17 protein-coding genes and 2 pseudogenes are annotated in these 19,008 nt (G+C 40.2%); 7 read left to right on the top strand and 12 right to left on the bottom strand.

Annotated features, from left to right (window positions below; translation table 11 throughout):
- Window position 1 precedes the first annotated feature (1 nt).
- Both PSH41_RS06970 and PSH41_RS06965 read right to left on the bottom strand, forming a co-directional pair.
- A complete protein-coding gene (locus PSH41_RS06970; protein ID WP_004587402.1) occupies window positions 2-454 on the bottom strand; it encodes a hypothetical protein in 453 nt (150 codons plus the stop codon).
- A gap of 11 nt (window positions 455-465) precedes the next feature.
- Window positions 466-741 carry an EF-hand domain-containing protein gene (locus PSH41_RS06965; RefSeq protein WP_004587403.1) on the bottom strand — a complete coding sequence of 92 codons (276 nt, stop codon included), beginning with the start codon at window positions 739-741 and terminating at the stop codon, window positions 466-468.
- Between the two features lie 253 nt (window positions 742-994).
- Between PSH41_RS06965 and PSH41_RS06960 the strand changes: the two genes are divergently transcribed.
- Window positions 995-1,849, top strand: a complete 855-nt coding sequence (locus PSH41_RS06960; RefSeq protein WP_024034251.1) for a PA4780 family RIO1-like protein kinase — start codon at window positions 995-997, stop codon at window positions 1,847-1,849.
- 18 nt (window positions 1,850-1,867) lie between these two features.
- On the opposite strand, the gene PSH41_RS06955 is transcribed toward PSH41_RS06960, so the two are convergent.
- The 4 genes from PSH41_RS06955 to PSH41_RS06940 form a co-directional block, all read right to left on the bottom strand.
- The gene (locus PSH41_RS06955) at window positions 1,868-2,542 is read right to left on the bottom strand and encodes a response regulator (protein WP_029773415.1); all 675 of its coding nucleotides are present in this window, start codon (window positions 2,540-2,542) and stop codon (window positions 1,868-1,870) included.
- Window positions 2,543-2,551: 9 nt separating this feature from the next.
- Complete coding sequence (locus tag PSH41_RS06950; RefSeq protein WP_004587406.1) at window positions 2,552-4,006, bottom strand: ATP-binding protein; 1,455 nt, start codon at window positions 4,004-4,006, stop codon at window positions 2,552-2,554.
- Between the two features lie 262 nt (window positions 4,007-4,268).
- Window positions 4,269-6,197 carry a S9 family peptidase gene (locus PSH41_RS06945; RefSeq protein WP_248462578.1) on the bottom strand — a complete coding sequence of 643 codons (1,929 nt, stop codon included), beginning with the start codon at window positions 6,195-6,197 and terminating at the stop codon, window positions 4,269-4,271.
- Window positions 6,198-6,268: 71 nt separating this feature from the next.
- Entirely contained in the window at window positions 6,269-6,877 is a 609-nt protein-coding gene (locus PSH41_RS06940; protein WP_154944808.1) for a flavin reductase family protein, read from the bottom strand.
- Between the two features lie 84 nt (window positions 6,878-6,961).
- Between PSH41_RS06940 and PSH41_RS06935 the strand changes: the two genes are divergently transcribed.
- From PSH41_RS06935 to PSH41_RS06925, 3 genes are all read left to right on the top strand, one after another.
- Window positions 6,962-8,464, top strand: a complete 1,503-nt coding sequence (locus PSH41_RS06935; RefSeq protein WP_273589013.1) for a cryptochrome/deoxyribodipyrimidine photo-lyase family protein — start codon at window positions 6,962-6,964, stop codon at window positions 8,462-8,464.
- A 1-nt stretch (window position 8,465) separates the two neighbouring features.
- Window positions 8,466-8,603 (top strand): DUF2256 domain-containing protein, encoded by a 138-nt coding sequence (locus PSH41_RS06930; RefSeq protein ID WP_024034255.1) that lies wholly within the window; start codon window positions 8,466-8,468, stop codon window positions 8,601-8,603.
- A gap of 147 nt (window positions 8,604-8,750) precedes the next feature.
- Complete coding sequence (locus tag PSH41_RS06925) at window positions 8,751-9,188, top strand: OsmC family protein (protein WP_273589022.1); 438 nt, start codon at window positions 8,751-8,753, stop codon at window positions 9,186-9,188.
- Window positions 9,189-9,246: 58 nt separating this feature from the next.
- On the opposite strand, the gene PSH41_RS06920 is transcribed toward PSH41_RS06925, so the two are convergent.
- Window positions 9,247-9,435: a 2TM domain-containing protein gene (locus tag PSH41_RS06920; RefSeq protein WP_273589014.1), complete on the bottom strand. Its 189-nt coding sequence runs from the start codon at window positions 9,433-9,435 to the stop codon at window positions 9,247-9,249.
- 238 nt (window positions 9,436-9,673) lie between these two features.
- Here PSH41_RS06920 and PSH41_RS06915 point away from each other — a divergent pair, with 238 nt between their 5' ends.
- Window positions 9,674-10,459, top strand: coding sequence for a putative porin (locus PSH41_RS06915; protein ID WP_273589015.1), 786 nt, complete (start codon window positions 9,674-9,676; stop codon window positions 10,457-10,459).
- A gap of 74 nt (window positions 10,460-10,533) precedes the next feature.
- Here the strand turns inward: PSH41_RS06915 and PSH41_RS06910 are convergent, their stop codons facing one another.
- Window positions 10,534-12,021 carry a dipeptidase gene (locus PSH41_RS06910; protein ID WP_273589016.1) on the bottom strand — a complete coding sequence of 496 codons (1,488 nt, stop codon included), beginning with the start codon at window positions 12,019-12,021 and terminating at the stop codon, window positions 10,534-10,536.
- Between the two features lie 215 nt (window positions 12,022-12,236).
- On the opposite strand from PSH41_RS06910, the gene PSH41_RS06905 reads away from it, so the two are divergent.
- On the top strand, window positions 12,237-12,410 hold the full coding sequence (locus PSH41_RS06905; RefSeq protein ID WP_273589017.1) for a DUF2986 domain-containing protein: 174 nt from the start codon (window positions 12,237-12,239) through the stop codon (window positions 12,408-12,410).
- Between the two features lie 42 nt (window positions 12,411-12,452).
- Here the strand turns inward: PSH41_RS06905 and PSH41_RS06900 are convergent, their stop codons facing one another.
- The 3 genes and pseudogenes from PSH41_RS06900 to PSH41_RS20120 form a co-directional block, all read right to left on the bottom strand.
- The gene (locus PSH41_RS06900) at window positions 12,453-14,588 is read right to left on the bottom strand and encodes a TonB-dependent receptor plug domain-containing protein (RefSeq protein WP_273589018.1); all 2,136 of its coding nucleotides are present in this window, start codon (window positions 14,586-14,588) and stop codon (window positions 12,453-12,455) included.
- A 98-nt stretch (window positions 14,589-14,686) separates the two neighbouring features.
- Window positions 14,687-15,109: pseudogene (locus tag PSH41_RS20125) on the bottom strand (methyl-accepting chemotaxis protein); the annotation flags it as partial.
- A 108-nt stretch (window positions 15,110-15,217) separates the two neighbouring features.
- Window positions 15,218-15,988: pseudogene (locus PSH41_RS20120) on the bottom strand (PAS domain-containing protein); the annotation flags it as partial.
- Between the two features lie 370 nt (window positions 15,989-16,358).
- Between PSH41_RS20120 and PSH41_RS06890 the strand changes: the two are divergent.
- Complete coding sequence (locus tag PSH41_RS06890) at window positions 16,359-17,561, top strand: MFS transporter (protein ID WP_004587418.1); 1,203 nt, start codon at window positions 16,359-16,361, stop codon at window positions 17,559-17,561.
- A gap of 69 nt (window positions 17,562-17,630) precedes the next feature.
- Here the strand turns inward: PSH41_RS06890 and PSH41_RS06885 are convergent, their stop codons facing one another.
- Entirely contained in the window at window positions 17,631-18,680 is a 1,050-nt protein-coding gene (locus PSH41_RS06885; RefSeq protein ID WP_273589020.1) for an NAD(P)-dependent alcohol dehydrogenase, read from the bottom strand.
- Window positions 18,681-19,008: the final 328 nt, after the last annotated feature.

The raw sequence follows: 19,008 nt of genomic DNA, 5'->3' as shown, positions 1-19,008 counted from the left end.
CCTAAGCAGTTACATTTAGCAGTGAGTCACCTTCACTTAAACCAAATTTTTCTTGTACCGATGAAAGAATTGATTCTTTATCTTCATCAGATAGCTGGCTTGAATACTCAGTTAATAACTCATCTAAGTAGCTAACCACTTCGTCAGTATCAACAGATTCTAGCGAGTTTTGCGGCGGCGGTGGCGGGCGCTGCCCTTCAGGGCGTCCTGCATCGCCAATACTTTTAGCGTCAAAATCAAGTTCGCTCATTAAATCAGCCAACTCTTTTGTAGGTGAGATCCCCTGCTCTTCAAATGCAGCTTGAATACTTTGCGCATCTTCCGTACTTAGGTTTTGTGCATCAAATTCTGCAAGTGTTTCTTTAACAAACTCAGTTTGCTCTGAAGTTAAAGCGCTTACTTGGCTAGATTGTTGAGTCATAAAACTCGCTGAGCTACCAATACTGTTGATCATATTTTTCTCCCTTAACGTGCGCGGCGTGGTGGCTTGTGTTCACTTAACTCTTGTTCGCTAATTTCGCCATTCCCATCGGCATCTATTTCGTCAAAAATAGTTTGCGCATCGCCTTGCGGTGGCGCACTTTCGCTAAATTCTGCAAGGCTAATCACACCGTCACCATCTGCATCTATGCTTGAAAAGTCAGGTTTAGGTGGTGGGTTATCACCGCCTCTGGCTGCAACATTGGCTGAAAAAGCCATTGATAATAATGCAGCAACGGCAAAAGTAGAAAAATGCTTCATCGTGGTCACCTTGGGTTAAATATTAATAAAGGGTATGAATATAAAGTACGCTTAAAAAACGCAAACATTGTGCAAACAATAAGGAAATAAAAATAAATCCGATTTTTATCATGTTATTTTTACCTTATTCGGTATTTCGGTTATTGTGATAACTAATTACTTAAAACCACTTTCAACACCTGTTTGAGAGCTAACATACTAAGGACTTATTAACATACATGTTTAATCTTCCAATTTTTCTAGTTGTATCGCAGTGAAAATACCTAAACGCCTCCAGCCACTCGTTGATGATGGCCTAATTGATGAAGTGATAAGCCGCTTAATGAGCGGTAAAGAAGCGGATGTATTTGTGGTGCGCAGCGGTGGCGAAATTCGCTGTGCTAAAGTCTACAAAGATGCCGTTAAACGCAGCTTTAAAAAGGCAGCTCAGTATCAAGAAGGCCGAAAAGTAAGAGGCGGACGCCAAGCCCGCGCCATGGGTAAACGCTCTAGTTATGGGCGACAACTAGAAGAAGAAATTTGGCAAAATGCAGAAGTAGACGCGCTTTCACGTTTATCACGCGCTGGCGTCAGAGTTCCTGATACTTATTACTGTATTGATGGTGTGTTGTTAATGGAGCTTGTGTGCGATGAAGACGGAGATGTTGCTCCACAGTTAGGGCATGTGACCCTTACACAGCAAGACGCTATTGAGCAGTACAGTATGATGGTTCATTATATTAAATTAATGCTGTGCGCTGGTATTATCCACGGTGACTTATCAGAATTTAACGTACTTGTTGATAGTAAAGGGCCTGTAATTATTGACCTTCCACAAGCTGTAAACGCCGCAGCCAATAACAGTGCGCAAGCAATGTTTACGCGCGATGTAAACAACATACGTCGTTATTATGCGCAGTTTGCACCTAGCCTATTAAACACTCATTACGCTAAAGAAATGTGGGCACTGTTTGAAGAGGCCAGCTTAACGCCAAACACTGTGCTCAGCGGAGAATTTGAAGACAGTAACGAATCTGCAGACGTAGATGCGGTACTCGATGAAATACAAGCGGCCGAATACGAAGAGTTCGACCGTTTAGAGCGTATTAAAAACGCTGACGATGAGTAAAACTGCGCTCACGTTTAGCTATTGAGGATGAACAAACCGATAGCCCACACCGTAAACCGACTGAATAACACTGTCGGTTTGCGTTACTTCATCAAGCTTTTTACGTAACTTTTTTATGTGGCTGTCTATAGTACGGTGGCTAACTATACGTTGGTCTGCGTACATGGTGTCCATTAAGCTATCGCGTGAATAGATTCTGTTAGGGTTTGAATACAAAGGCTTAAATAGCTGAAATTCAAAATTAGTAAGTTCTATACTGCTATTTTTATAATTTACACTGTAAGTACTTTCATCCAGTGTCATGGCATTATTTACCGGCTCTTTTGTGGTATTAACACGCCTTAAAATTGCTTTTACTCGCGCCACCAGCTCAGCATAACTAAACGGTTTACAAATATAGTCATCGGCGCCCAGTTCAAGTCCGAGTAACCGGTCAATCTCCTCCACCTTCGCCGAAACCATAATAATGGGCACATTAGAGAACTTTCTTATCGCTTTGCACAGCTCTATACCGCTTTGCCCTGGCAACATAATATCTAATAAAATAACACTTGGCTTATTACTTTCAAGCCAGCTAAGTACTTCATCACCATGATGAATAAGGTGCGTTTGATAATGATGGCTTGTTAAAAAGTCGCTCATTAAATTGGCAAGTTTTATTTCATCTTCAACAATGAGTATTTGCTCACTCATACTTATCCTCTACTGAACTAATAAGGGTAATTTAATAACAATGCCAAGCCCGCCAATACTGGCTTTTTCGGCTGATATTTCGCCATTATGACCTTTAACTATATGCTGACAAATAGACAAACCTAAACCAGAGCCTCCCTCTTGGCGATTGCGAGAGCTGTCTACACGGTATAAATATTCAAACAAGTGCGATAAATGCGTTTGCTCAACGCCTATCCCGTTGTCCTCTATTATAAGCTCTAAATAGGCTTGGCCTTTAATATTTACGTTATTGGCACTTAAAGAAATAGTTGAGCACTGGGCGTAATGCACCGCATTCATTAATATATTATCTAGTAATTGCAGTATACGTGTTTTATCTGCGTTTACTGTGGTGTTGTTAGCACTATTAAGAAGGTAAAAATTAATAGCGTGCTGCTCAAAAATAACGTGATACTTTTGCTCTATGGAGTTAAGTAAAAAGCCTACGTCGGTAGGTTGCATGGTGTAATGCATGCCACCTAGCTCTGCGCTGTTTAGCATGTGTAGGTCGTCAATCAAGCGTTTTAAATGCAGCGCTTCATCGTTAGCAGAACTTATATTTTTATTATTTGGTTCACGTATTCCAAGCAGCATAGCTTCGAGCTCACCGAGTAAAATGCTCATTGGCGTTCTTAGTTCATGAGAAATATTAGCTAACCAGCGTTTACGTACTTGCTCATCTTTAGCGAGCGTAAAGGCCAAGGTATTAAAATCTTCACTAAGCTGGCCCAGCTCGTCTTTTCTATCTAATAAAAGTTTGGTGCTGTACTGCCCTTTGGTTAGCTTATGCATACCACTGGCTATTTGCTTTACAGGGCCAACTAAATGCCTTGCCAGTAAAAAAGACAACAGTAAGGTAAGTAGCCCTGCGGTTAACGCAATAAGCCATAAATAGTTAGTTTGTTGCTTTAAAAAATCCAGCTCGTACCCATCTGCTAGGCTTTTTCTTTTTGAAACAGCAAGGTAAGCAATTGTTTTACCTTCAAGCTCTATGGGCGTTTTAATGTACTTTAAATCCTCAAATAATTTACCAAAAATACGCTGCTGGTTTTCATCCAGTAGTGCATAGTGCGCGGCATGCTCGGGCGGTGGGCGTCGATCTCGTTGCGCCATATGCTGTGGGGGTCTGGGTCTGCGTTCACCGCGAATTTCTGGGCGCTGTGGCATATCGCGTAAACTAGGTAAAAACTGGCTTGATTGCAATTGCGATTCAACCAACCTTAAAAAGCGCTGATCGTTACCTATAATTTTATCCCACGAGGGAGTTTGCGCGTATTTATTAGCCAGCTGTACCGCTAATGGCTCTAATGCTTTTACTTCTTTGGCGTTTACAAAATCAATAATACCTTGGCCAATACTGTACTGAATAAGCACAACTAGCCCTGCAATAATGCTAAAGGTGAAGCTAAATAATATTAAAAAAAGTTTGTTATGAATTTTCATTTATTTTTTATAAACCTGACTCTAAAAGCATTTGAGCTGTTATTTATTGCGTATTTTTTTACTGCTAAAACGTATTTTTAAAAGCTCTAAGCCCTTTAAAGAATAGTCTGTAATAACAATTGTATTAATTGCGTGTTCTATTATAGCGACTTATAAATAGCGCCTTTAACAACAACGTATAACGTTAACAAGTAAAAGTGCAAACAATGTGCATTATATGAAAAATTACGCTCAAAAAAGGCGACCTAAGTCGCCTTTGTTATTAATCGTTTTTTAAATGCTTATCAAAAAAATCGAGAAACGCTTGTAACGTTTTAATTCTATGCGGCTGATAGGACAAGTAATGATCGCCATCTTCTAGCTCAATGTAAGTAACATCTTTATCTTCGTCATCTAGTTCATCTTCCATTTCTCTACTATGGTAAATAGGGACAACACTGTCGTCGCTACCATGCACAAGTAAAACAGGTTTGTTGATTGATTTAGCAAAATTGACCGGCGAATTGGCCTCTAACTTATCGCTATTTGTTCCAAACTGTTTTCGTACTATGTCTTTGTTTGTAAAGTGGCGGGCTTTACTCACAATATGCTCAAGGTCAGTTACCCCTGCAAAACTTGCCGCACATTTAAATGTTTCAGGGTGTTTAATAACAGCCATTAAGGCGGCATATCCACCGTAGCTTGCACCACCAATACAAATTTTATCAGCCTGAGCAATCCCTTGGTCTATTAACCAGTTAGCTCCATCTTGTAAGTCATCTTGCATGGCTAAACCAAAACCTTGGATCGACTGCATTAAAAAGTCATAACCATAACCACTTGAGCCACGAAAGTTAGGCTGTAACACGGCGTAACCATTATATGCCAGTAGCGCAGTCCAATAGTCAAAGCCTGCATAGTCTCGCGCCATAGGCCCACCATGTGGAAATATAATAGTGGGTAACTTATCGCCTTTCTCATAGCCAACAGGCAGCGTTAAGTAGCCTTCTATAATAAGCCCGTCACGTGCTTTATAGCTAATGTGCTCTTTACCGGCGTATACGCTTTCGTTAATGTGTGGGTAAACGTCTGCAAAAAATGTTAAATCACCTCGCTTTCTGTCACCTAACATGTAGGCGCCTGATGTTTTATCTGAGCTGACATACAGTACATATTTTTGCTGATCGTCGCTGGTGCTAACAATATCCATTTCAAATGAATCTTTAGGTAGTGATGCTCGTAAAGAGCGATGTAGCTTGTCTAAGTCTTCATCCCAATACGCAATACCATCTTCTAAATGCGAATGCGTAAAGCCTGCCACTTCGCCAGTTTTACGGGAGTAAAAAATATCGCCATCTACATCGTACTTGTCGTCGCTAAAAATGAGTTCACGTTTGTTAGTTGATAGATTAAGCTTAAATAATGCATCACGCCCTTCATGTAGCGCAGTGATGTATAAAAAGTTAGGGTCTTTATCAAAGCCAAGTATCGAAATGCTTTGCTCACTAAATACTTCGTAGCTAAATAGTGTTTGCCACGACTCATTTTGCTCGTTGTACAGCTCGTAAGTGAATTGTGTTTCATCCATTTTTTTAGCAATACGAACCTTGCCTTGTCTATCAGCAAACCAACTGGTTACATCTGCACGAGCACGTTGTATTTGTTTTTTACGTAAGGTAGTTAGGTCAAGTTCATACACAGCAGGGGTATTGGCAATTTTAAAGTCGCCCTGCACGAGTATTTTATTTTCTTGCTCCGGTAAAAAGCTAATAATTCGGTCAGAAAACTGAGGCTGCTTTTCATCACGCGTGTTGTTTGCTCTAAAAGCCAGTTTTATTCCTTTATCATCACTTAGATTATACGAATACATTAATGTAGACGCATACTTAACCCCACCAAATTGATATTTAATGTATCGTGCGCCCAATAACAACACATCATTATTTGCCCAACTAAACCAGTCAAAAAATACAGTGTGGTTATCAGATTTAATAATCGGCTTGCCCTTGCCTGTTGTAAGGCTTTGCACCATTAAAACTAAATCGCCATCAAGGTTTCTAACATACGCAATGTTATTTCCATCTGGTGAGAGCTTAACTTGGCTTATGCTTTTTAAGCCTGCAAACGCTTCTATGGGTAGCTTTTTATCAGAGGCTGATAGGCAGCTAAAACTAAGTAGGGCAAATACTAAAGTGAGGTAAAGTTTAGACATTCAATATCCATTTGTTTTTATAAGTAACGCTTAATGAGTTAACAGTAAGTGTATAAAGTTAATCTGTTATTTTACAATTGTGGCCGCTTTAGTACAAATTTATCTTTAGTAGAGCTAAAGTAGTCTCCACCCATTTTACCTACGCTGTTTAATCGCGTGGGATCTATATAGCCATTCACTAACACGTTATCGTCAATATAAATTCCGACCACATTGAGTAGCATAACTTTGCCGCCACCTGGTTCGTCGCTTATCTGAATAACGTCTCTTAAGGTGCACTCGTATCTTACTTTAGCCGCTGCGGCGCCTGGGGATGTTACGTGTGTACTGGCGATTGTTTCAATATTTGCCGCCTCAAATTCACTCACATTATGTGGATAATTAGCGCAGCTTTGATTCATTTTTTCTACTAGCTCTTCACTAACAATATTAACCACGCAGTTGTTAGTGGCTTGAAGGTTTAAAAGCGTGTCTTTATTGGCTTTGTCGCGTGGGTTTACTTGGGTCACGCTCAGCACTGGCGGGTTACAGCTGGCCACTGTAAAAAAAGAGTACGGGGCAATATTAGCAATCCCCTCCTTACTAAGTGTGCTTACCCAAGCAATAGGCCGTGGGCTAATACCCCCCACTAAATACGAGTAAACATTGTGCTGCGTGCTTTGCGTTAAATCTAAAAACATAATTTTCCTTTATACGTCGTACTGCAAATCGTAAAAGCGCTGTATTGCGTACAGTATTTCATAACTGCAGCCACTTTTTTAAACATGCGCAAAAAAATAAACATAGTGTGGTTTAAACGCGATTTACGCCTTAGCGACCATCAACCACTTAAAAATGCATTTAGTGATGATTTACCCACGTTACTGCTATACAACTTTGAGCCACTAATGCTTGAGGATGCACATTATAATGCGCGCCATTGGCGTTTTGTTTATCAATCAATAGGCGAAATAAATCAGCAGCTAACTCGCTACAAAGCAACACTGTATATTTTTAACCAAAACATGCTGACACTGTTAAACACGCTTAATCAGACATACCAAATAGCAAACATATTTAGCCATCAAGAAATTGGCTTAAATAATACTTTTGAGCGCGATAAAGCCGTTGCTATATGGTGTAAAGCTAACAAAGTTAACTGGCTTGAGTCACAAACGGGCGCCGTTATTCGCGGCAAAAAAAACCGTAAAGACTGGAACACACGCTGGCAACAAACAATGCAGGCCCCTATTGCTATTCCTAATTGGAAAAACATAAAAACCATTACACTTAATAACTACCAAACACCTAAATTGCCCGACAGCTACACGCAAAATGATGACAACTTTCAAGTAGGTGGGCCTTTAACTGCGCACACAATATTGCAAAGCTTTTTTGCTGAGCGCGGTAAGGGATATCAAAAAGGCATATCTAGCCCCAGCTTTAGCCGTATTCATTGCTCTAGGCTTTCGCCTTATTTAGCATGGGGTAATATTAGCCTTAAACAGGTTTATCAAATGGCTATTGATGCATACCATGCAAAACACCCAAGCAAAAAAGGCTGGAAGCGCCCGCTTGCTGCATTTGTATCGCGTTTGCATTGGCACTGCCATTTTATGCAAAAATTTGAAAGTGAGAGTACGATGGAGTTTAAAGCGCTCAATGCGGGGTATCATCAGTTCCCATATAGAAACGATGACAACGTACAACACGATATTGAGCGCTGGGCACAAGGCCAAACGGGTATACCCATTATTGATGCCTGTATGCGCTGTTTAAACACCACGGGCTATATTAATTTTAGAATGCGCGCTATGTTGGTTAGCTTTGTAACGCATCATTTAAATATAAGCTGGCAGCAGGCAAGCTTACCTTTGGCAAATTACTTTTTAGACTTTGAACCTGGCATTCATTACCCACAAATACAAATGCAGGCCTCAGTTACGGGTATTAATACCATTAGGCATTACAACCCAATTAAGCAATCTGAAGATCAAGACCCAACCGGCGCCTTTATTAAAAAATGGTGCCCCGAACTTGAAAAGCTGCCGATAGAATATTTACACGAGCCTTGGCAACAAACACCAATGGAAGCGTTGTTTAACGACTTTAAACTTGGTGAAGACTACCCCGAGCCCATGCTTGATTTAACTCAAGCCTCTAAACAAGCGCGCGAACGTTTATGGCAATACCGCGAGCGCGCCGATGTTAAACGTGCAATTCCTAACATATTAAAAAAGCATGTAGGGCTTACTCGTACACACAAAAACACCGCAAAAAGTAATTAATATGGCACATAAAAAAAGTCACTTACCACAAAAAATGTGCCCTGTTTGCAACAAGCCTTTTGCGTGGCGTAAAAAGTGGCAGCGCGATTGGGATAACGTTATTTACTGCTCAGAGCGTTGTAAACGTAATAAAAAGTAAAAGGTATTAATCCTTTATGCTATACGTGAGCTGGCGTCTATTTTGCAATGGTATGAATAACTCGGCTTTTAAGGCTGTATTTAGGTGTTTTATGTAAATAGCACTTACTCAGCCTGAAAAGCTTACATGCAACGCAAGGAGAAGATGATGACGATTAAAAAAACGGCAAGCTCAACCTGGTCAGGCGATATTAAAACAGGTAAAGGCAGTATTTCTACACAAAGCGGCGCACTTGATAAACAACCATTTGGTTTTAATACTCGCTTTGAAGACGAGCCTGGTTCTAACCCAGAAGAATTAGTGGGAGCTGCGCACAGTGCCTGCTTTAGTATGGCGCTTTCGCTTGCACTTGGTGATGCCGGTTTTAAAGCCGATAAAATTGATACTAAAGCCACCGTAAGCCTTGATGAGGTTGATGACGGCTTTGCAGTCACCCATATAGCGCTTGAAGTAAACGCACGTATTAAAGATATTGCTAACGAGCAATTTCAGGCATTGTGTGAGCAAACTAAAAAAAGCTGCCCTATTTCAAAGCTACTTAATACCGAAATCTCCCTAAAAGCAACGCTCGACTCAACCGCATAAAACGTAATTTTTAAACCTTACGGTTTTACGCGTTAAGCCAGGTAACCTGTTACTTGGCTTAACACTCATCCCTAACCTTTTTTGAGTTATTTGAGTTTAATAACTCATTTAGCAGTGCTATACCCATCCCTAAAGCAGGCCATACTACCCATAAATAATTTGGCGATGTAATTAAGTTTATCGCGGTCAAAAATACCAAAGCCACAAAGTAACGTTTTAAATTATCAAAAAATGCTGGTGTATTCATGTTTGATCTCCTCTTAAAATGTAAGGTTATTATTGCCTTAATTTTTAAGCCTGAAAGGTGCTATTTGTCATCAGTTAATATGACATTAGTCATAAATTTATAGCAGCCCCTTCAAGCGCATCTCTACAAATACTTATACAAACATACAGTTACTTACAATTATTTAAATGTATTTTAAAGAGCATTTAATATAATACCTTTTCTAGATACACCTATTTAATTATAAGAAAGGATACTTATGCGCTACTTAATACCACTCTCTTTGCTTGCACTTAGCTGTACAGCATCAGTAAATGCTGAACAATCAGCGTCAAAGCAATGGTTTAATACAATAAACTACGCAAAAATAGATTCACGCTATTACAGCGATAATGTGTACGGATTATCTACGCATTATTACTTTGAAGAGCAACAAAGCTCGGGAGTGTGGGATGATTATGGCTACCTAGATACAGATAGTAATATAGGCTTAAATTACTTTAATTCAGATGGTTATAGTAGAAAAGGGATTTTTGGAGAAGGCTTTTACGGTAATGCTTTTGCAACCATAGAGCTGCCTAATATTGGCGATACTGATACCTATTCACTTGGCATAGGTTACTTATTTGCTGATTCGTTAAAAGTATCTGCACGTATGGTAGATTACGAATATGGTGGCACAGTTTATTTGTTTAAAGCGCAATATAATCACCAAATTAATGACACCGACTACATTGGTTTTACTGTTGAGACGGATGATGAAATAGAGTCGTGGGACTTATCATCACGTTACTTTGCTCACCTTTACGATGAACGCTACTTTACTATAAATGCTGACTATCTCGATGCTGGCGATGATTCAATTTTTAATGTGTTGGCAAATTATTACTTTAATAAGCATGTTGCAGTTGGCGTTGGTTTATACGACTCAGATTTAGTTGTTGAAGGTAAATACTTTATTAACGATAAATACTATTTTACAGCTAATTACACCAATAACGATAACTACGATATATACAATCTCAGTTTTGTAGCGCAGTTTTAGTAAATACAAAAAAACCGCCTTGCTGGATTCACTTCAGTTAAACAAGGCGGCTTTTATATTAAAACAGCTATAGCTTACATATTGCCTAGCTCTATCATCATTGCGGTATACATACGTAAATTAAGCGCTAATTGCTCAAGCGTAATAAATTCATGCTCTGAGTGGCCGGTATAACGTTTGCCTGGCATTGAAGGGCCAAACGATACTGCATTATCAAATAATTTTGCGTTAGTGCCGCCCCCTATTGATACAAAGTCAGCTTTTTCGTCACCTGTAAAATGTTTAAAAATATCGAGCAGCTTTTGTGCGTGCGGCGCGCTATCTAACAGCATGGGTGTACCAATAATGGTCTCGACTTTAGTAAGCGTTACGTTATTTGCAGTTTCCCATTCCTTAATCGCACTGTTTATTTGCGCTTTAAGTAAGTTTTCATCTTTACCAACTGGGCGGCGCGCGTTAATGGCTAACGTTAGTGCGTTACCATCGCGTTCAATTACGGTAGGGGCTACGCTCATTGGGCCCATGAATTCATGCTCGTAGGCAATATTACCAAATTGCTTACCATGAATATCTAAACCAATTAATTGATTTACAAATTTTATAAGCTGCCCATCGCTATTATTTTCAAGTGCGACGTCTTTAAATAGCTCGCTCAGGTGTGCAATAGCATTAACGCCCGACTCTGGCTCTGATGAGTGCGCAGACACCCCTTTTACAGTTATTTTTAAGCCTTCACCTTGCTCTTCAAAGTTAAACTCAACTTCACTAAGTGTTTTAGCGTTAGCTTTTAATGAGTTAATAACTACAGCGCTTGCGTTATGCAGCACTAAGCTTGCATCTTCTGGTATTTGGCTTTTAAACGCGCCGCCCGCTAAATCACTCACATACATACCGGTTTGTTTTGAGGTAGCATTAAAAGTAGGAGCAATTAAGCTCCAGCCTTTCTCGGCTACTACAACTGGGTATGATGCATCAATGGTTACGGCGTATTTTGGCTGCTCGTAGGTTTTCATAAATTCTGTAAGCGGGCCCCAGTCAGATTCCTCGGCTAGGTAAATCATCAGCTCTATGCGGTTATTAAGCTCTATGCCTTTATCTTTAATCGCTTTCATGGCGTATAGTGCGGTGGCTATTGCGCCTTTGTCGTCTTCTGTGCCTCGCCCGACTAATTTTCCAGGCTCTGAGGTATCAATAATAAATGGGCTTTGTTTCCACTTACTAGCATTGGCCGGTTGTACGTCACCGTGGGTTACAACGGTAACCTTTTCGTTTTGATCTCCCATGCCTATAAGCACGGTGTAGCCTAGGTCTTGGTAATCAAACCCAAGCTCTGCAGCTTTCATTTTTAATACTGATTTAAAATTAATAAAGTCAGGATTTTGTGGCGCGGGTATCGACTCTTTATTTACCGTAGGAAAAGCCACTAAATTAGTTAACGTGTGAATTTGTGATTGTTGATAAGTATCCACAGCGTAATCGGCAACACTATCAATATTTGTATGTAATTGTGCATGTGCGCTAAAAGCAAATAAAGCACTGCAAAGCAAAGCTAACTTTTTCAAAACGTATCCTTTTGTATGAATCATTACTACCAATGCGCAATAATAAATCGCTTAAATAATTAAATTGGTATTAAAGCTAAATTATACCGCCAAGCAATAGTATTAAATAGCGCTTTGCGGCAGGGTTACAACAATCGCGCTTTAAATTTAGATAGCGGCTTACATTGCATTGGTTGTATAATGCGCGACCTTAATTAATCAGAGTATTAGTACTAATGAACCGCCGCAAAAAAATCGTCACCAAATTTCAGAAAAAAGATAAACGTGCTAATGCTAAATTGCATAAAAGCAATAAACCGGCGTATGTATCAAAAGCAGCGCGTGAAAAACTAGCTTTAGAGGCGCAGCAAGCAACCAACGCCGAGCAAGTTACGCCAACACCTGATTAAACTAAAGCGCCAAGCAACCTATTCTCAACGCTTTATATGGGTTTAAAATGCGTAACTGGCACTTATATTAAATGAGCGCCCTTGCCCAGCTAATTGAGTAAACCCCGTGCTGCTACCTTGCTTAAGCGCTGCAATACTTACCCCGCCTAGGGGTAATTGATAAAACGTATCAAATAAGTTTACCACCTCAATACCCAGCGTAAGCGCATCAAAAGAAGCTTTAGAGCTTATATTAACTAAGCTGTAACTAACGGTTTGGTTTTCTAAGCGGTTAACATCAACGCGTGATTTTGTATCCACCCACTCCCACAACAGTGCATTTTCAAATATCCCTATTTGCTGACTTAATGAGAGCGCTGTATGTAACGGCTTAATTTGATAAAGCGGTTGGTTAGTGTCGCGGCGCTTACCACGAGTGCTCGTTATGTTTGCTTTTAATTGCCATTCGCCAAACTGTGTTGATTGATAAAGTGACTTACTTATATCAAGCTTTGCGCCATAAAGTGTGGCGTCAACATTAGTAAAGCTTAAAATGTTACGTGTTGTATTTGCTAATCCATAACTATTAAAACTACGTACAATATTTGCGTCAATGTAGTCGTTTACATCGGTGTACCACACATTAGCACTTACTCGCCACGCATCATTTTTTGCTGTTTTTGAATACGTTGCACTGATGATATGGGCGGTTTCGGCTTTGAGGTTTGGGTTACCAATATAACCATTAGCGTCGCCGTACCAGCCAATCATAGTGCTTGCCATATTACTTACACCCCAGCTGTAGCGCTCATATAAATTAGGGGCTCGGTTTTTACGGGCAAGGCCTAATTGCAGCTCGTCATAAAGTGTAAATTGATAATTAGCTAATACATTTACATCAACTAAGGTGTCGGTTTTATCTCTATCGGCATTGTTAAAGTTATTGGCAGCTAGCGCATTATTGGCAGTTGTCATTGTGCTCATACTGCCCATATTCATCATACTCATGCCATCGTTATAGGCTTGTACTTCATCAACCTGTGTATTAACACGCTCAACCCTTATACCCGTATTTAACCAGAGCTTGTTATTGATTTGGCTTTCATATTCTGCAAATAAGGCAATACGCTCACGCTTACCGTTATTAATATTTATATAATCATTTGGCCCCATCATGGTTGAGCCTTCAATCGCCGGCCACCAATCATCAATGCGGTAATTATAATATTCTTGTCCAAGTAGTAATGAGCTATTTTGATCAAGTGTAAGGCGCCATTTAAGCTGTGTGCTTATGTCTTTTGCATCTGTTTTCATGGGCATCATGCCGGTTTTTTCTTTACTAAAAAAACCCATTTCGTGTTTAACGCTGTGCCAATTAACTTGTCCTTGTAGCTCGCTGTTTTCAAAACTGCGCTTATATTGGGCAATAGCGCCATAACTGGTGTTATCAGTCATATCCATGTACTGATTAGCAAAACCCTGATACGGTATTTTTTGATGCGTAAGCTTTATCACAACTTGCTGTTTATCGTCACGTATCGCGCCAGTTAGGCTGTGGTTTTGAGCCCGATATAATGTATCTAGTACCACATTCCCCTTTCCGTCTTCGTAGCTGTTGGCATCACTAAACGACCCTTGATAATTAAGGCTCACAGTATCGCTTGCTAAACGTGCTCCCAAACCTAGTTTATGGCCGTTATCAACACTGCTGTACTTAGCCGAGACATAGCCTGAGTGCCATGCAAGCTCACTACTTTCGCTGTATTGTGGTGAAATTGAGTTAACGCTTATTACACCTGCAATATTATCGCCACCAGCGCTTACAGGTGAAACACCAGCAACTACATTGTAAGCCGTTACTTGATTGGCTGATACGTAAGAAAGAGGCGGGTTCATCTGATTAGCGCACGCTGCAGTAACCTCTGCGCCATCAACCAGTACTTTTACTCTATCGCCCATTAAACCATTTAAAATAGGTAAGTTAGACACCCCGCCCGCAGCCGAAAAATCAACACCTAAATTGCTAAGCATTGCCTCTGACGAACCAAGCGATAAGTGCTTATTGTGTACCTGCCCATGCACTTCAATAATTTCTAAAGTGTTATCATCTGCAAATACTGCAGGAGAAAAAAGGCCAGTTAATAAAAGTGCTAAAGGTGAGAATAAATAAGTGTGTTGGATATGTTGAATATGAGCCATTTATAATTTATGCCACTGTTATATATGGCATAAATTATATAATGTAGTTACAAGTTTAGAGCGCGACAAAATGTCGCACTTTGAGAACTTACTGCCACTTAACTCGCGTTAAGCTTAGACACTGTAGCAGAAACAGCATCTGCGCCGCGTTCTATTTCTTGAATTACTTCTGAGACTTTCGCTATTAGCTCTCGGCCTTGCTCTGACGAATCAGAGACGGAGGTGATTTGCTTTGAAATATCGTTAGTCAGCTCTTGGTTGTTTTTAACTACGGTTGCAATTTCGTTGGTTGAACTGCTGGTGCTTGCTGCAAGCTGCCTAACTTCATCGGCTACCACGGCAAAGCCTCGCCCGTACTCGCCCGCTCGGGCGGCTTCAATGGCTGCATTTAACGCCAATAAATTAGTTTGATCGGCAATACTGCTTATGGTCGAAACAATAGAGCCGATAACTGCTGACTGCTCATTCAGGTTTTTAATTAAATCAACCGATTTAAGTACTTGGCTTACAATTGCATCTGAGTTTGCAATTGCATCATGTAATATATCTGAGCCCGTTTTTGCCGTTTGCGCACTCGACACCGCCGATTCATACGCAATTTGTGCGGCCTCACTAACGGCTTCGTTGTCTTTTATGCGATCGGTAATATTAGAGGCAAACTTCACTATTTTTATCACTTTGCCTTTATTATCTAAAATTGGGTTATAAGTTGCCTCTAGCCATATTTGCGAGCCATCAGAGGTTATGCGTTTAAACTTACCCGACTTAAACTGTCCATCGCTTAGCTCTTCCCAAAACCGAGGGTTATTTTGATAAAAAGAGTCAGTGCAAAACATTTTGTGATGCTTGCCAACTATTTCTGCAAGTGAATAACCCACCGTATATAAAAAGTTTTGATTTGCTTTAATTATGGTGCCATCAGGGTGAAATTCTATTGTAGCCAGCGCCTTATCAAGCGCTTCGGTGAGCGCTTCTTGAGATTTTCGCTGTACATAACTTTTTGTAATATCCGACGCTATTTTAATAACCTTAGTAACCACCCCGTTTACTTCAACAGGAAAATAAGTAGCCTCTAGCCATAGCTTTTCGCCATTAGCGTTAAAGCGCATAAAGTTACCGCTCGTTGAGTTTGCTCCTTGCAGCGCTTGCCAAAATTGGCTGTACTCACTCGACTTAGCGTAGTCTGAATCGCAAAAAATCCGGTGGTGCTTGCCTATTATCTCTTCTCTTTTGTAGCCTACGGTATCTAAAAAAAGATCATTAGCGTCTAAAATTTTTCCCTCGGGTGTAAATTCAATATACGCTACATGGTTATAAATAGCGGATAGTACTGATTTACTTTCATTGAGTTGACGTTCCAATTCTTCAACTTTGGCGTTATCTTTTCGTAGACCAAACATGTGTTAAACCTTTAAGGAATAATAATAGGATGACAATAACAAACAAATATAAAAATAATATGTAAGTTAGCAATAAATGTAACAACTTTGTAAATATAGGTGTTTTTTAGTTTTTCTGCGAGCAATTAAACACTTGCTAGTGAGCTGCTTTGTAAAAACTTTTTATAAATTAATCTAATAACTAGCACTTTTTGACAGTTAACAAAAGTAAAACAAGCCAAAAATACTATTTTTTATACATGACGCAGTACACTTTTTAACTTAAAATAGCCATCTCACTGACACACTCCACACCTAATATATGTTTACTCTCCACACAGTTAATGTGTGGCTATTCACTATTTTTAAAATCAAAGTTAAAGGATCTTCTATGAGTGCAGATGTTGCGTCGGCATCTAATCAGTTAAATAAAGCTGCTATTTTATTAGTGTTAGCACTAGGTACGTTTATTTTAGGATTATCAGAATTTTCAATGATGCCTATGCTGCCGCTGATCAGTGAAACGTTTGGCTCAACCCCTTCGCAAAGTGGCTATGCAATTAGCGCCTATGCTATTGGTGTTGTGGTAGGCGCGCCGGTATTAATGCTTACAACGGCCAATATGCGAAAACGCAAAGCTTTGCTGATTTTTTTAAGCCTAATGTGTATTTCTAATGGTTTGAGTGCATTAGCAACCTCATTAGAGCAGCTCGTTATTTTTCGCTTTTTAAGTGGCTTACCTCACGGCGCTTACTTTGGTGCCGCTATTTTGCTTGCCTCCGATATTGCCCCTTCGGGTAAACGCGCAAGCTTTATGTCAAAAGTATTTATGGGCTTAACCATTGCGACCATCGTTGGCGTGCCTATTGTTACCTTGGTGGGGCAAAATCTAAGCTGGCGTTATTGCTTAGGTGGCGCTGCGGTTTTAGCGTTTATTGCGTTTATATTTGTATACAAAGTAGTGCCAAATATTGATAACGCTAAGCCATCTAACTTACTTAACGAGTTTGGCGTACTTAAAAATAAACTGGTGTGGTCTATTTTAGGTATTGTTATTATTGGCTTTGGCGGCGTGTTTTGTATTTACACTTACATTGCCGATACAATTTTAGATGTAACTAAAACAGCCCCTTACACTATTTCTATCGCTATGGTGATGTTTGGTATTGGTTGTACGTTAGGTAATTACATATTAGGTAAAGCGGCCGATAAATCTGCCATTAAAACCACAGGCCTTGCACTGGTGTGCACCATCGTATTTGCAATTGCCTACGTTAGCGCAAGTTACAATATTTGGATGCTGTATGCGGTTATATTTTTTATTGGTTGCAGTGTAGGTTTGGCAACGCTTATTCAATCTTTATTAATGGATGTAGCCCCAGAGGGCCATGCAATGATTGGTGCATTAGTACAATGCGCATTTAACACCGCAAATGCTATCGGCCCTTGGGTTGGCGGGGCTGTTATTGCACAAGGTGCAGCGCCTAACCAAACAGGTTATGTCGCAGCGGCGTTGTTTTTAGGCGGCTTAGTAATGTGGTTTTTAAGCTACTTGCAACTTAATAAACAACAACCCGCAGCACAAACGTGTTAAGCATATAAAAAGAGCGGCTAATACAATTAGCCGCTCTTTTACTTTAACAAGGGTATTTAGTCACCCACCTTACTGGGCCTCTAACGACGCCATATCAATAACAAAACGATAGCGTACGTCTGACTTTTCCATTCGCTCATACGCGGTGTTTATTTGGTCAATATTAATCATTTCACACTCTGGCAATACGTTATTTTTGCCACAAAAATCTAGCATCTGCTGGGTTTCTTCTATCCCACCAATTAGTGAGCCTGCGATGCGCCGACGACCCATTAAAAGAGGCACAGTGTTTAGTTCCTCTACAGGGCCAACCTGCCCAACAATAACTAGCGTCCCATCTATGTCTAATAAGGGTGTGTAAATAGACAAATCGTGCTTAACAGGTACGGTGTCAATAATAATATCAAAAGCCGACTGCGACGCTTTCATTGCATCTTCGTCAGTCGACACTAAATAATGCTGCGCGCCAAGTTTTAGTGCGTCATCTTTTTTAGACTCACTTCGCCCAACCACTGTTACACTCGCGCCCATGGCTACGGCATTTTTAACAGCCATGTGACCTAAGCCACCAAGCCCTACAACGGCAACACGGCTGCCTTTTGTAACGCCCCACTTATGTAATGGAGAGTAAGTAGTGATACCTGCACATAATAAAGGGGCAACGCGCGAAAGCTCTAGACTTTCAGGGACTGATAGTACAAATTCTTCACGAACAACAATATGTTTAGAATAGCCACCTTGGGTCATCTCGCCGGTTTCTCTATCTTTACCTGCGTATGTGCCTACCATGCCTTCTTGGCAAAATTGCTCTTCGCCGTTATCACACTGTTTACAGCTTTGGCATGAATCAACCATGCAGCCTACCGCTACCGTGTCACCTTTTGCATAGTTTTTAACAGCGCTACCAATGGCTTTTACTTTACCTACAATTTCGTGCCCAGGGACTAACGGGTAACGGCTGCCTCCCCAGTCATTGCGCACTGCATGTAAATCAGAGTGGCATACGCCACAATATAAAATTTCAATTTCTACATCGTTATCGCGTAAATCGCGGCGCTCAAAAGTATATTCACCTAGTTGCGCACCTTCGCTTTTTGCTGCATATCCTACTGTTTTCATAACAACTCCATAGTCTGTAAAAATTTAAGTCGTCTACCTTTTTGCTTATTTAAGTGCTTTATTTAAAAAGCCAACCCCATAAGGGCTGTCTCTAAAAATAATACCGGTATGCACTTTGATGTGGTTTACACTAACGCCGGCGCAGTGAATGCACCCTGACCAAAAAAGCCCAACAAGGTTGGGCTTTTTTAATTTAAATGTTGTCTTGTCCTGAAATGTGTTTACACATTTAGGACTTATTTTATGAAAACCACTAAAACTAAAGACGTTAAGCGTACTCAGCGAGATTATACATTAGGCTTTAAATTATCTATTGTTGAGCAAGTAG

Origin of the sequence: Pseudoalteromonas sp. CST2 (assembly GCF_028599385.1) — a bacterium.
GTDB classification, from domain to species: domain Bacteria; phylum Pseudomonadota; class Gammaproteobacteria; order Enterobacterales; family Alteromonadaceae; genus Pseudoalteromonas; species Pseudoalteromonas atlantica.
The sequence above is the reverse complement of the archived record's forward strand: the minus strand, read 5'-3'. Positions and strand labels throughout refer to the sequence as shown.

Coding starts and splice junctions, on each gene's coding strand:
- PSH41_RS06970 (WP_004587402.1), bottom strand. CDS start 454: ATGATCAACAGTATTGGTAGCTCAGCGAGTTTTATGACTCAACAATCT.
- PSH41_RS06965 (WP_004587403.1), bottom strand. CDS start 741: ATGAAGCATTTTTCTACTTTTGCCGTTGCTGCATTATTATCAATGGCT.
- PSH41_RS06955 (WP_029773415.1), bottom strand. CDS start 2,542: ATGAGTGAGCAAATACTCATTGTTGAAGATGAAATAAAACTTGCCAAT.
- PSH41_RS06950 (WP_004587406.1), bottom strand. CDS start 4,006: ATGAAAATTCATAACAAACTTTTTTTAATATTATTTAGCTTCACCTTT.
- PSH41_RS06945 (WP_248462578.1), bottom strand. CDS start 6,197: ATGTCTAAACTTTACCTCACTTTAGTATTTGCCCTACTTAGTTTTAGC.
- PSH41_RS06940 (WP_154944808.1), bottom strand. CDS start 6,877: ATGTTTTTAGATTTAACGCAAAGCACGCAGCACAATGTTTACTCGTAT.
- PSH41_RS06935 (WP_273589013.1), top strand. CDS start 6,962: ATGCGCAAAAAAATAAACATAGTGTGGTTTAAACGCGATTTACGCCTT.
- PSH41_RS06930 (WP_024034255.1), top strand. CDS start 8,466: ATGGCACATAAAAAAAGTCACTTACCACAAAAAATGTGCCCTGTTTGC.
- PSH41_RS06925 (WP_273589022.1), top strand. CDS start 8,751: ATGACGATTAAAAAAACGGCAAGCTCAACCTGGTCAGGCGATATTAAA.
- PSH41_RS06920 (WP_273589014.1), bottom strand. CDS start 9,435: ATGAATACACCAGCATTTTTTGATAATTTAAAACGTTACTTTGTGGCT.
- PSH41_RS06915 (WP_273589015.1), top strand. CDS start 9,674: ATGCGCTACTTAATACCACTCTCTTTGCTTGCACTTAGCTGTACAGCA.
- PSH41_RS06905 (WP_273589017.1), top strand. CDS start 12,237: ATGAACCGCCGCAAAAAAATCGTCACCAAATTTCAGAAAAAAGATAAA.
- PSH41_RS06900 (WP_273589018.1), bottom strand. CDS start 14,588: ATGGCTCATATTCAACATATCCAACACACTTATTTATTCTCACCTTTA.
- PSH41_RS06890 (WP_004587418.1), top strand. CDS start 16,359: ATGAGTGCAGATGTTGCGTCGGCATCTAATCAGTTAAATAAAGCTGCT.
- PSH41_RS06885 (WP_273589020.1), bottom strand. CDS start 18,680: ATGAAAACAGTAGGATATGCAGCAAAAAGCGAAGGTGCGCAACTAGGT.